The organism is Pseudoxanthomonas sp. PXM03 (genome assembly GCF_014852005.1).
Lineage (GTDB): Bacteria > Pseudomonadota > Gammaproteobacteria > Xanthomonadales > Xanthomonadaceae > Pseudoxanthomonas_A.
Genome location: NZ_JACVAU010000001.1, coordinates 1480110 through 1492015, shown reverse-complemented (window position 1 = coordinate 1492015; position 11906 = coordinate 1480110). Strand labels below are relative to the sequence as shown.

Genomic DNA, 11906 nt, shown 5'->3' with positions numbered 1-11906 from the left:
CCGGATCATGCCACGCCCGACGGCCGGCGGCGATCCGGGAGCGCGAGGCTTACCCGGCCTTTCCGCACCCCTGTGGGAGCGAGGTGAGTCGCGAAAGGCCTGCGGTAACGCCTCATCGCGACTTATGTGGCTCCCACAAGAGCAGCCTCCCCCACAGCTCAGGAATTGGCCTGACCCGCCCGCGCGGTGCCATGCAGTTGGACGCCGTCGGCGTCGGTGATGCTGACGGACACATCGATGCCGTGACGCACGCTTTCGGTCACCACGCAGAAGTTCTCGAACTGGGCCAGGATGCGCTCCAGCGACGCATGCGCCGCGCCCGCTTCTGCAAGCCGGATGTCGGCATGGATGTGTCCCACGCGCAGCCTGCCCTGCTCGTTGCGCACCAGCTCCGCGGTGGCGCGGGTCACCAGCTTGCCCGGCGTGTTCTTGAACTTGCGCAGCGCGAACAGGAGGCTGGCCGACAGGCAGTTGGCCACGGCCGACACCAGCAGCCGCGTCGGGTTCGGCCCCTCGCCCTTGCCCAGCGGCTCGGGTTCGTCGGTCATCAGCTCGGCGATGGTGGTGTCGTCGAAGCGGATGCGGAAGGCGTAGTCGTCTTCCTGCTCGAGGGTGATGCTGACCGTCTGGGATTCGCTCATGGGAGACTCCGTTGGAAAGGGGAATGGGCGATGGCCCGGATCATGCAGTCGCGCGGCGATTCCAGGGCATCCATGCCAGCACGCGTGCCATGCCGCAGAATCCGCTGACACCCGCGAACACCAGCCCCGCCCCCACGAATCCGGACAGCAGCAGCCAGTACGGCGATGCCAACACAGAAAGCAGAACGCCCGCCAGCACCAGCGCCCCGGCCGCGATCTGCACCTGGCGCATCAGTTCGATCGGCTGGGTGCGATCCGCGCGCACGGGCAAGCCTGCCTGCTTCCACGCTTCCAGCCCGCCCTCCAGCAGGAAGGCATCGCCTCCGGCGGCCGCCGCGAGTTGCGCCGCATTGGCCTGTGTGCGCGCACCGGAGCGGCAGTGGAACACGACCGCTGCCGCCGTGCCCTTCTGCAAGGGTATGCCCGTGCGCGAGACCGGCCAGAGGATGGCGCCGGGAATATGTTCGCGCGCGTGTTCGTCGGGATTGCGGATATCCACCAGCACGGCACCCATGGCGCGCATCTCATGCGCTTGCTGCGGAGAAATCGAAGGAATCGTCATCGTGTTGCCCTCAGGGACAGTAGAGATCTTTCAGCACCGTGATCAGGCGCACCAGGCGCGGATCGGCGATGCGGTAGTACACCGTCTGCGCTTCGCGCCGGCTGTCCACCAGCCGGTCGTCGCGCAGCCGCGCCAGGTGTTGCGAAAGCGCCGACGGGCTGAGCCCGACCTCCTGCGCCAGCGCGCCCGCACTGCACTCGCCCCGCGCGACCAGCGTGCACAGGACCAGCAAACGGCCGTCGTGGCCCAGCGCACGCATCAGCGCGGCGGCTTCTGCGGCGCTGGCACGCATCTGGTCCAGTTCACGTTGTCTGAAAGGCATCGGGCACGCTTTACTTTAGTGTTTTCTTAATTTAGTCTAGTCTAAATTAAAAAACAACCCCTCCCGGGAGGACACATGCAGATTCCCGTCACGCACGCCCAGTTCGATGAAGCCACCAACACCATCAGCTACGTGGTGTGGGACCCCGCCACCCGGCAGGCGGCCATCATCGACCCGGTGCTGGACTACGACCACCGTTCGGGCCACGCCTCGCACCGTTCCGCCGACGCCCTGCTCGCCTTTGTTGCGGAACAGGGATTGACGGTTGCGTGGATCCTGGAAACGCACGCGCACGCCGACCACCTCAGTGCGGCGCCCTGGCTGAAAGAGAAGACCGGGGCACCGATCGGCATCGGCGAACACATCCGCGATGTGCAGCGCACATTCGCACCCGTGTTCGGGCTGGCCGACGTCAGCGGCGATGGACGGGAATTCGACCGGCTGTTCCGCGATGGCGAGACGTTCGCGCTCGGCGGGCTGGAGGTCCGCGTCATGCATACCCCAGGCCATACGCCGGCCTGCGTGTCCTATCGGATCGGCGACGCGGTGTTTGTCGGTGACACGCTGTTCATGCCCGACTACGGCACCGCGCGCGCCGACTTTCCCGGCGGCGATGCCCGCACCCTGTACCGTTCGATCCACGCACTGCTGTCGCTGCCGGACGACACGCGCCTGTTCCTGTGCCACGACTACAAGGCACCGGGTCGCGACCACTACGCGTGGGAAACCACCGTCGCCGACGAGAAGGCACGCAACGTGCACATTGGCGGGGGCGTGACCGAAGAGGATTACGTGAAGATGCGCGAAGCGCGCGACGCAACGCTGGCGGCGCCTGTGTTGCTGCTGCCATCGCTGCAGGTCAACATCCGGGCCGGACAATTGCCCGAGCCCGAAGCCAGCGGGCGGCGTTACCTGAAGATCCCGCTGGATATCTGAGGCGCGTCAGCCGCCCGCGCCCGACGGCGCGGGATGCGCGGCCACGCCCTGGCCGCAGTCCGCGCCCAGCAGGCGCGACTGCTTCAGCCAGGCGGGATCGGGGTAGTACGCGAACACGAACGAGCCGCCGCGGATGCTGTCGATCAGCGGCCGCGCCACTGCCGCACGCACGGCCGGACAGCCGAGGCTGCGTCCCAGGCGCCCCTGTGTGCGGATCAGGGCATCGCTGACATAGGGTGCGCCATGGATGACGATGGCGCGTTCGCGCGCGTTGTCGTTGAAACCGGGCTCCAGCCCCTGCAGCCGCAGCGAGTAGCCGTTGGCACCGCTGTAGGACTCCTGGGTGACGAACGAGCCGAGGCTCGACATGTAGCTGCCGTTCGCGTTGGAGAACCGGGTGGCCAGGTTCTCGCCGGTATTGCGCCCATGCGCCACCCACTCTTCGAACAGCAGGCGCTGGCGCTCGAGATCGAACACCCACATGCGCGGCTGGGTGGAAGGACGCGAATAGTCGATCACGCTGAGCCGGTGCGCGGGGACAGGTTCACCGCGCCGGATCGAACACGTCATCGCCCGGGCTGCCATCGAGAGCACCTTCCGGTCGAGCGCCGGTGCGGCGCGGTGCAGCGCGTCGACCAGGTGTTCGGCAGACCCCGGCGACGGTGGCCCGGCGGTGGCTGTGCCCGCCAGCGAGAGACCCGGTACGACAATGCAGCAGGACAGAAGGCGACGGAACGGGGTCATGACGGACATCCGGCGGGGGAAGAAAACGCCGGCATCCCGATTCCGTCCGCAAGGCTCAGCGTACGACCGGTGTGGGGCCGGCTTCATCGGATTCCAAGACCGGCACCGTCCCCTGTTCGGCTGGCGTTGCGCGCACGCCCGGCAGGTCCGACAGCAACACCGTCGTGCCCGGTGTCAGGATGCCGTACAGCCGGCGTGCGAAAGCCTGGGGAATCCAGAACGCATCGCCCAACGAGCGCAGCGGCGGCATCGGCGCACCTTCTTCGCCCAGCACGCGGTGGGCGACCCAGCGGTACTCCTTCTGCCGGGGATCCAGCAGGCTGGGAATGTCTTCCTTCTCCGTGGTCATCACCAGCAGGACCGCGCCGTTGAGGGCGAAATCGGCCACCTTCTGCAACGGCGCCGCACCGATCAGCACGCCGTTGCGCAGCACGGACACGCGCTGGTCGTGCAGGCTGACCAGGATGCTGACAGGGCCTTCCGGCGATGCCGCTTCGTTCCAGTAGACCTCGTAGTCCGACAGTTCCGGATGCGCCGCCTCGCCACCCGAGGTGACCGGTGCAAGCACCGCCGGGTGCACCACGCTGGCCGGTGATGCCTTCGCGTTCGCCACCACCACCGAGTCGCCGAAGTGCGTGATGCCGAACAGCTTCTCGGCGAAGGCCTGCGGCAAGCGCACGCACCCATGCGAAGCGGGATAGCCGGGCAGATGGCCTCCGTGCAGCGCGATGCCGTCCCACGTCAGCCGCTGCATGTACGGCATCGGTGCGTTGTTGTAGAGGTTGGAACGGTGGTCCTTGTTCTTCTGCAGGATGGTGAACACGCCGGTCGGCGTGTCCTTGCCCGCCTTGCCCGAACTGATCGTCGACACCCCGATCGCGATGCCGTTGCGATACACGTAGGCACGCTGTTCGTCCAGGCTGACCACCAGCACCACGGGGCCCTCGGGCGCGATCTGCGGATACCAGAGGAACTCGCCCGGCTTCAGCGCGCGGACATCGGGCGGCGAGACGGCGGATTGCGCGTGGGCGGCGAATGGGGCGGCGCCAGCCAGCAACGCGGCCAGCAGGAGGGAGGACGAAAGGGTGCATTTCATGGGCGCGAGCTTATCGCAGGTGGATCGTGCATCGAGGATCGCGACGCCATCCTGTAGGAGCGACGTCAGTCGCAGACCGTGCGCCCGTGACCGTTCGGAAGCCTTGTCCACATCGTTTCCCCCACCCACGAGAAAGATCACTCCATCAGGCCGTGCGGTCGCGACTGACGTCGCTCCTACAAGGCGTTCTGCAGCCGGGTTATGCCAGCAGGCGCTCGCGCAAGGCGTCGTATTCGGCGGGAATCGGGGCTGCCTGTGCAGGACGCGCTAGCAGGTCCGCCAGCGCGGGCGGCACCTCGATCTCGCGGCCGATCAGCGGCTCCACCACGCTCTCGAACTTGGCCGGATGCGCCGTGGCCGCCACCGCCCAGTCGCCTTGCTCGCCCTGCGCACGCAGGTCTTCCAGCACCTTGATCGCCGTGGCGGTGTGCGGGCAATGCACCTCACCGTGGTCGCGGTAGCGCCGCGCGATCACTTCGCGGATGGTGGCGTCGTCGACATGGGCCGCCGTGAAGGCGGCGCGCAATGCAGCATCGTCGTCGCCGAACAGCCAGCGCAACCGCTCGAAATTGCTGGGCGCGCCCACGTCCATCGCATTGGCCAGGGTCGCAACGCTCGAGGCCGGCGCGTAGTCGCCGCCGCCGAAGAAATCCGGCAGCACGCGATTGGCGTTGGTCGCCAATGCAATGCGCCCCAGCGGCACGCCCAGCGCACGCGCCAGGATCGCGGCCAGGGCATTGCCCAGGTTGCCGGTGGGAATCACGAGGTTCAGTACCCGCCCGGTCGCCGCACGATGCGTCAACGCCGCATGCGCGTAGTAGCTCATCTGCGGCAGCAGGCGCCCCAGGCTGATGCTGTTGGCGGAACTGAGCGGCGCTTGCGCCTGCAGGTCGGCATCGCTGAGGGCGCGCTTCACCAGGGCCTGGCAGTCGTCGAACGAACCGGCCACCCGCAGCGCCGTGATGTTGTCGCCGAAGCATCCCAACTGGTGCGCCTGCCGTGGCGACACCCGACCGTCGGGATACAGCACCACCACGCGCAACCCGGGCTGGCGATGGAAGGCAGCGGCCACGGCCGCGCCGGTATCGCCCGAGGTGGCCACCAGGATGGTCAGCGGCTTGGCTTCATGCCGGCGCAGGCGTGCCATCGCGGCGGCAAGGAAGCGTGCACCGAAATCCTTGAACGCCGCCGTGGGTCCGTGGAACAGCTCCAGCACGTAATCGTCCCGCGTCCCGAGCGAGACCAGTGGCGCGGGGAAATCGAATGCCTCCCCGCAGATCGCCGGCAATTCAGCGGCCAGCGCATCTCCTTGGAAGAAGGGCGCGAGCAGGGCGGTAGCCGTATCCGCGACATCGCTTCCCGGCGACAGGTCGCGGGGTGGCGGCAGGGCTTCTGGCACGTACAGCCCGCCATCGGGCGCCAACCCGGCGGCGATGGCCTGGCTGAGCGTGGCAACGGGCGCGGCGTGTCGAGTGGAAACAAAGTTCATCTGGAAGGTGACCTGTAGGGGAGCCGCCATGACAGGCGCCTCGACCAGAAATGGGGAAGGCTCAGTGCACGGACAGCAGTTCGGCACCGGTCGCGTTGATCGGCGACACCCAGGCCTGGCTGTCGAAGCCGGCCGCCGCGAACGCGGCCTGCACGAGAGGCACTGCCGCTTCCGCCTCGCCGCGCGACTCGAACCACGCGAACACGCTGGGACCGGCGCCTGAAATGCTGGCGCCCATCGCACCGGCTTCCAGCGCGGCGCTTTTCGCCGCATCGAAGCCGACGATCAGCGGTGCACGGCGGGGTTCGACCAGCACGTCGCGCAACCCTGCACGCACGAGCGCTGCATCGCCTGCATGGCAACCCGCGAGCACCAGCGCCAGGTTCGCGCTCTGCGCCACGAAGTCCTTCAGTTCGTAGCTTCCCTGCAGGGCAGCGCGCGCGCGCCGGGTTTCCAGGATGGCGTCCGGATGCACCAGCACACTGTGCCAATGCTCCGGCACGGGAACGCGTACCAGGTGTTCGGATGTCGACAGCACCAGGCCGCCCAGCAGCATCGGACCGAGGTTGTCGCCGTGCTTGCCGCCGCTGGCCACCGCCTCGCCTACCAGCGCATGCGGATACAGCTGCTCCCGGCTCAGCGGCGTTTCCAGCAGGGCATTGGCTGCCACCAGTGCCGCGACGCAGGAGGCTGCAGACCCGCCCATGCCCGAGCCAAGCGGAATGCCCTTCTCGATCTCCACCTCGAAGCCGAACGGCAGCGCCAGCGCCTCGCGCAGCGAGATGAGCGCCGCGCCTGCGGTATTGCCCGGCGCATCCAGCGGCAGGTCCACCGTGGCGCCGCGGATGGCGGCGATACGCACCTCCGGCACATCGATGCGGCGCACGCCCACCGTATCGCCGACCCCCTCGATCACGTGACCGAGGATGTCGAATCCGACGCCCACGTTGCCCACCGACGCCGGCGAAAACGCACTTGCCTGCTCCCTCATGCCCTCGGCTCTCCTGCTTGCATCCTCGAATCCGGCATCACAGCTTCGCCCCCTGCCCGGCCGCCACCCGCAACACGTCGGCGAACACGCCGGCCGCCGTCACTTCCGGACCTGCGCCCGGGCCCTGCACGATCAGCGGATTGTCGCAGTAACGGCGCGTGGTGAACTGCACGATGTTGTCGGTCAGGCGCAGATTGCCGAACGCATGCGCAGCAGGCAGTTCCACCAGGCCCACGCTGGCACGGCCTTCGGCATCCAGTTTGGCCACGTAGCGCAGCACGTTGCCCGCGGCCCGCGCCTTCGCGAGTTGAGCGTCGAAACCGGCATCCACTTCGCCCAGCCGTGCCATGAAGTCATCGACGCTGGCCTGCCGCAGCGATGCCGGCACCAGGCTTTCCACCTGCACGTCTTCCAGCGCCAGCTCGCGCCCCGCTTCACGCGCCAGGATCACCAGCTTGCGCGCCACGTCGGTGCCGGACAGGTCATCGCGCGGATCGGGTTCGGTATAGCCCAGGCCACGCGCTTCCGTGACCAGTTGCGAGAACGGCACGCTGCCGTCGTACTTGTTGAACAGCCAGGCCAGGGTGCCGGAGAAGATGCCCTCCACCGACACCACCGCGTCGCCGGTGTCCAGCAGGTCGCGCAGGGTGGAGATCACCGGCAGGCCGGCGCCCACCGTGGCCTCGTAGCGGAAACGTGCGCCGCTGGCGGACGCCGCCTCGCGGATCGCGTGATAGCGCGGCAGCGGGCCGGCGCCAGCCTGCTTGTTCGGCGTGACCACGTGGATGCCGGCCGCCAGCCACTCGGCATACCGGTCCGCGACCAACGGGCTGGCACTGCAATCCACGATCACCGCATGCGGCATGTGCGCCGAGAGCAGGTGCTGGGTGAAGCGATCCAGGTCGGCCGGTTGCGGGCTTGCTTCGAAGCGTGCGCGCCAGTCGGCGCCGATGCTGCGCTCGTCCAGCAGCATGCGCTTGCTGGAGGCGATGGCGCGCAGGCGCAGGTCGAGGTTGGCCTTGCCCAGCAGTTGCGGCTGTGCGGCGCGCAGTTGCTCGATCAGCGTGGCGCCCACGTTGCCCGGCCCGATCACGCCCACGGCGAACGTCTGCGGCGACAGCCAGAAACCCGCGTGCGCGGCACGCAGCGCCTTGGTGGCGTCCGCACTGTCGATGGCGACCGAGATGTTGCGTTCGGACGAGCCCTGCGCGATCGCCAGGATGTTCACCTGGGCGCGGCCCAGCGCGCCGAACAGGCGCGCCGACACGCCGGGCGTGCCGGCCATGCCGTCACCGACGGCGGCCAGCACGCTGACACCGTCGCGGCGCTGCACACGCTGGATCTGGCGGGTGTCGAGTTCATGCGCGAATGCGTCCAGCAATGCCGCCTGGCCCTTGCCCGCCTCGCTGGCCTTGACCACGCAGCAGATCGAATGCTCCGACGAGCCCTGCGAGATCATCACCACCGACACGTGCGCGTTACGCAACGCCGCAAACACGCGCTCCGCCGTGCCGGGCACGCCGATCAGGCCGGTGCCTTCCAGGTTCAGCAGGGCCAGGTCGGCGGCAAGCGTCAATCCCTTCACCGGACCCACGGCATCGCGTTCCGCGGTGATGCGCGTGCCCGGATGCTCAGGATGGAACGTGTTGCGGATGATGATCGGCAATCCGCGCTCCATCGCCGGCGACATGGTCTGCGGATGCACGACCTTGGCACCGAAATAGGCCAGCTCGCAGGCTTCGTCGTAGCTCAGCGCGCCCAGCTGCACCGCTTCCGGCACCAACCGCGGGTCGGCGGACAGCACGCCGTCGACATCGGTCCAGATGTGCAACTCGTCCGCGTCGTACAGTGCGGCGAAGATCGCCCCGGAGTAATCGCTGCCGTTGCGCCCCAACGTCGTGAAGCGGCCCTCGCGATCGCGCGCCACGAAGCCGGTGGCCACCACGCGGCGCTGCGGGTGCGCTGCGCGCCAGGCCGCCAGCCGTTGCGCGCTGGCCTCCCAGTCGACCACCACTCCGAGCTCGCCGTGATCGACCCGCAGCACCTCGCGCGCATCCAGCACAGCGCATTCCTCGCCCTGCAAAGTCAGGTATTCACCCAGCAGTCGCGCCGAGCAGACCTCTCCCAGGCCCTGCACGCGTTGCAGCACCTGCTCCGGCAGACCACCGATGACGATCAGCGCGTTGAGGATCTCCTCCAGCTTCTGGAAGCGTTCGTCCACCCACTCGATCACCGGCCCCGCCGCCTCGCCCAGCAGCGCCACCGCCGCGCCACGATGACGGGCCCGCAGCGCATGCCAGCTCTCGCGCCATTCCGGACGATTGGTGGCAGCCAGTTCGCAAAGTTCGATCAACGCGTCGGTCACGCCCTTCATCGCCGAGACCACGGTGATCTGGAGGTCTTCTTCGCGCGCCAGCAGCAGTTGCGCCACGTGGCGGTAACGTTCGGCATCGGCAACGGACGTGCCGCCGAACTTGTGGACGACGACGCGCGGTTTGGATTGTTCGACTTCGGCGGTGCGGGACGACATGGGTCAGGAACCTCGGGTAGGAGGCCCGGCACGCATCAGGAATCGGGGTTGCCCTGCATCCTGATCCGGGTGCGGGGCCGTGGTCTGCGAATTACGCGAACACAACCAACCGCACCCGACGAGTCAGGGTGGTAATGGTGGTGGTAATGCCGGTACGCCCGGCACAGGCACGCGACGGCGCCGGCTGCGTGGCCGGTGTCGGATTCGTCGCGTGGAGTGCATGGAAGCGCATGCCGGAAGAAAAGCACGGCACCCCGGGGGGCTGTCAAGCGCTGCGTCGCAACAAAGCCAATGATTTCAGTTGGATGCAACTGAAACCAATGCGCCCCGCTACGTCTTCCGCTGCACGCAGCGCATCCGCGCATGCATGCGCCATGTCGCGCGATGGGCATGCATGCGACCCGGCCGATCTGCATTGCATGCCGGATTCGCGTGCGGCCCGCGCGCCATCGCAGCGCGGTCGCGCGGCCGGCGCGCGCGTTCAACCCGTCATCCGTTCGTGCGAGAATCGCCGCCGATGGCCCCGTAGCTCAGCTGGATAGAGCGGTCCCCTCCTAAGGGACAGGTCGTGCGTTCGAATCGCGCCGGGGTCACCATCTTCCATCGCACGCCGCCGCTTCAGCCTCACTCCCGCCCGTTCGGCGAATCGCCGAATGCCATCATCCGGAGTCGGCGAACCGAACAAACCCCGGCAGCGGATCAACGCCCGCGCACGCAAGCGGTTGTTGCGCAAGAACCTCTGGAAAAACACGGAGTTACGCGAGGCCGACACACGTCGCTCTGATAGAATCGTGCCCCCTGCGACGCTGCGGTTTCCGCTGGCGTCCTCCGCATTCGATCCCCTGGAGCTTCCATGCCTGCTGACCTTCTCAAGGCCCTTGGCCTCGCCAACACCAACTCGGGTACCTACCTCGGCAGCGGCGAATGGTCCACGACCACCGATGCCGGCCTGCTGCAGTCGATCAACCCGACCACCAACGAAGTGATCGCCGAAGTCCACGCCAGCAGCCAGGCCGATTACGAGAAGATCGTCGAACGTGCCCAGGCCGCCTTCAAGGTGTGGCGCACCACCCCCGCGCCGCGCCGCGGCGAAGCCGTTCGCCTGTGCGGTGATGCGCTGCGCAAGCACAAGGATGCGCTGGGGTCGCTGGTCGCGCTGGAAATGGGCAAGAGCAAGCCCGAGGGCGATGGTGAAGTGCAGGAGATGATCGACATCGCCGACTTCGCCGTGGGCCAGAGCCGCATGCTGTACGGCTACACCATGCACTCCGAGCGCCCGGGCCACCGCATGTACGAGCAGTACCAGCCGCTGGGCCTGGTCGGCATCATCAGCGCGTTCAACTTCCCGGTCGCGGTGTGGGCGTGGAATTCGTTCCTGGCCGCCATCTGCGGTGACATCTGCATCTGGAAGCCGTCCAACAAGACGCCGCTCACCGCGATCGCCAGCATGAAGATCTGCAACGACGCGCTGAAGGCCGGCGGCTTCCCGGACATCTTCTTCCTGATCAACGATGCCGGCGTCGAGCTGGCGCAGCAGTTCGTCGACGACAAGCGCATTCCGCTGATCAGCTTCACCGGCTCCACCCAGGTCGGCCGCACCGTTGGCGAGCGCGTCGCACGCCGAATGGGCCGCAGCCTGCTGGAACTGGGCGGCAACAACGCCATCATCCTGGACGAAACCGCCGACCTGAAGCTGGCCGTGCCGGGCATCGTGTTCGGCGCCGTCGGCACCGCCGGCCAGCGCTGCACCACCACGCGCCGTCTGATCGTGCACGAATCCATCTACGACACCGTGCTGGCCACGCTGATCAAGGCGTACAAGCAGGTGGAAGGCAAGATCGGCGATCCGCTGGACCCGGCCAACCTGATGGGCCCGTTGAACAGCCAGGCCGCCGTGCAGCAGTTCCTGGCCTCCATCGAGAAGGCCAAGGCCAGCGGCGGCACCGTCGAGACCGGCGGCACCGCCATCGACCGCCCGGGCAACTTCGTGTTGCCGGCCATCGTCACCGGCCTGAAGAATGCCGATGAAGTCGTGCAGCACGAGACCTTCGCCCCGATCCTGTACGTGATGAAGTACAAGACGCTGGACGAAGCCATCGACATGCAGAACGCCGTGCCGCAGGGCCTGTCGTCGTCGATCTTCACGCAGAACCTGAAGGCGGCGGAGCAGTTCCTGTCGGCGGCCGGCAGCGACTGCGGCATCGCCAACGTCAACATCGGCACCAGCGGCGCGGAGATCGGCGGCGCGTTCGGTGGCGAGAAGGAAACCGGTGGCGGGCGCGAGTCCGGTTCGGATGCATGGAAGGTCTACATGCGCCGCCAGACCAACACCATCAACTACTCCGACTCGCTGCCGCTGGCGCAGGGCATCAAGTTCGATCTGTAAGGAATGCCTGAATAACCGGCTCCGTTCGTGGTGAACCTGTCGACCCACGCTTTGCGGTGGGTCGACAGATCAGGACAGTGCTGCTTCGCCGTGAGAAGCGTGGTTCGACAAGCCCACCACGAACGGCCGTGAAGGCACAGCGCCTGTCTTGATGGAATTGTCCAGGCTTTCCCAAGCCCGAGCCAGGCTGGCATGCCCTGAACGGGCCA

General features: G+C 67.5%; 10 protein-coding genes and 1 tRNA gene. 3 read left to right on the top strand and 8 right to left on the bottom strand.

The features are described from left to right. Positions 1 to 158 precede the first annotated feature (158 nt). Genes IB223_RS06980 through IB223_RS06970 form a run of 3 tightly spaced genes read right to left on the bottom strand, consistent with a single transcriptional unit; the run spans position 159 to position 1525 of the window. The gene (locus IB223_RS06980) at positions 159 to 641 is read right to left on the bottom strand and encodes an OsmC family protein (protein ID WP_192200876.1); all 483 of its coding nucleotides are present in this window, start codon (positions 639 to 641) and stop codon (positions 159 to 161) included. A gap of 40 nt (positions 642 to 681) precedes the next feature. Further along, positions 682 to 1203 (bottom strand): rhodanese family protein, encoded by a 522-nt coding sequence (locus IB223_RS06975; RefSeq protein ID WP_192200875.1) that lies wholly within the window; start codon positions 1201 to 1203, stop codon positions 682 to 684. A gap of 10 nt (positions 1204 to 1213) precedes the next feature. After that, positions 1214 to 1525, bottom strand: coding sequence for a metalloregulator ArsR/SmtB family transcription factor (locus IB223_RS06970; protein ID WP_192200874.1), 312 nt, complete (start codon positions 1523 to 1525; stop codon positions 1214 to 1216). A gap of 75 nt (positions 1526 to 1600) precedes the next feature. On the opposite strand from IB223_RS06970, the gene IB223_RS06965 reads away from it, so the two are divergent. After that, a complete protein-coding gene (locus tag IB223_RS06965; protein WP_192200873.1) occupies positions 1601 to 2461 on the top strand; it encodes an MBL fold metallo-hydrolase in 861 nt (286 codons plus the stop codon). A 6-nt stretch (positions 2462 to 2467) separates the two neighbouring features. Here the strand turns inward: IB223_RS06965 and IB223_RS06960 are convergent, their stop codons facing one another. The 5 genes from IB223_RS06960 to thrA form a co-directional block, all read right to left on the bottom strand. Then, positions 2468 to 3205: a murein L,D-transpeptidase catalytic domain family protein gene (locus IB223_RS06960; RefSeq protein WP_192200872.1), complete on the bottom strand. Its 738-nt coding sequence runs from the start codon at positions 3203 to 3205 to the stop codon at positions 2468 to 2470. A 55-nt stretch (positions 3206 to 3260) separates the two neighbouring features. Then, positions 3261 to 4301, bottom strand: a complete 1041-nt coding sequence (locus tag IB223_RS06955; protein ID WP_192200871.1) for a L,D-transpeptidase — start codon at positions 4299 to 4301, stop codon at positions 3261 to 3263. 199 nt (positions 4302 to 4500) lie between these two features. Beyond that, complete coding sequence (thrC, locus tag IB223_RS06950) at positions 4501 to 5790, bottom strand: threonine synthase (protein WP_192201281.1); 1290 nt, start codon at positions 5788 to 5790, stop codon at positions 4501 to 4503. A 61-nt stretch (positions 5791 to 5851) separates the two neighbouring features. Next, positions 5852 to 6781: a homoserine kinase gene (locus tag IB223_RS06945; RefSeq protein ID WP_192200870.1), complete on the bottom strand. Its 930-nt coding sequence runs from the start codon at positions 6779 to 6781 to the stop codon at positions 5852 to 5854. Between the two features lie 37 nt (positions 6782 to 6818). Next, the gene (gene thrA / locus IB223_RS06940; RefSeq protein WP_192200869.1) at positions 6819 to 9311 is read right to left on the bottom strand and encodes a bifunctional aspartate kinase/homoserine dehydrogenase I; all 2493 of its coding nucleotides are present in this window, start codon (positions 9309 to 9311) and stop codon (positions 6819 to 6821) included. Positions 9312 to 9830: 519 nt separating this feature from the next. On the opposite strand from thrA, the gene IB223_RS06935 reads away from it, so the two are divergent. Next, positions 9831 to 9907 (top strand) — tRNA-Arg (locus tag IB223_RS06935). Between the two features lie 257 nt (positions 9908 to 10164). Further along, on the top strand, positions 10165 to 11697 hold the full coding sequence (locus IB223_RS06930; RefSeq protein ID WP_192200868.1) for an aldehyde dehydrogenase family protein: 1533 nt from the start codon (positions 10165 to 10167) through the stop codon (positions 11695 to 11697). Positions 11698 to 11906: the final 209 nt, after the last annotated feature.

What these genes read in the sequence shown, in the direction of transcription:
- IB223_RS06980 (WP_192200876.1), bottom strand. Translation starts at nt 641, where the DNA reads ATGAGCGAATCCCAGACGGTCAGCATCACCCTCGAGCAGGAAGACGAC.
- IB223_RS06975 (WP_192200875.1), bottom strand. Translation starts at nt 1,203, where the DNA reads ATGACGATTCCTTCGATTTCTCCGCAGCAAGCGCATGAGATGCGCGCC.
- IB223_RS06970 (WP_192200874.1), bottom strand. Translation starts at nt 1,525, where the DNA reads ATGCCTTTCAGACAACGTGAACTGGACCAGATGCGTGCCAGCGCCGCA.
- IB223_RS06965 (WP_192200873.1), top strand. Translation starts at nt 1,601, where the DNA reads ATGCAGATTCCCGTCACGCACGCCCAGTTCGATGAAGCCACCAACACC.
- IB223_RS06960 (WP_192200872.1), bottom strand. Translation starts at nt 3,205, where the DNA reads ATGACCCCGTTCCGTCGCCTTCTGTCCTGCTGCATTGTCGTACCGGGT.
- IB223_RS06955 (WP_192200871.1), bottom strand. Translation starts at nt 4,301, where the DNA reads ATGAAATGCACCCTTTCGTCCTCCCTCCTGCTGGCCGCGTTGCTGGCT.
- thrC (WP_192201281.1), bottom strand. Translation starts at nt 5,790, where the DNA reads ATGAACTTTGTTTCCACTCGACACGCCGCGCCCGTTGCCACGCTCAGC.
- IB223_RS06945 (WP_192200870.1), bottom strand. Translation starts at nt 6,781, where the DNA reads ATGAGGGAGCAGGCAAGTGCGTTTTCGCCGGCGTCGGTGGGCAACGTG.
- thrA (WP_192200869.1), bottom strand. Translation starts at nt 9,311, where the DNA reads ATGTCGTCCCGCACCGCCGAAGTCGAACAATCCAAACCGCGCGTCGTC.
- IB223_RS06930 (WP_192200868.1), top strand. Translation starts at nt 10,165, where the DNA reads ATGCCTGCTGACCTTCTCAAGGCCCTTGGCCTCGCCAACACCAACTCG.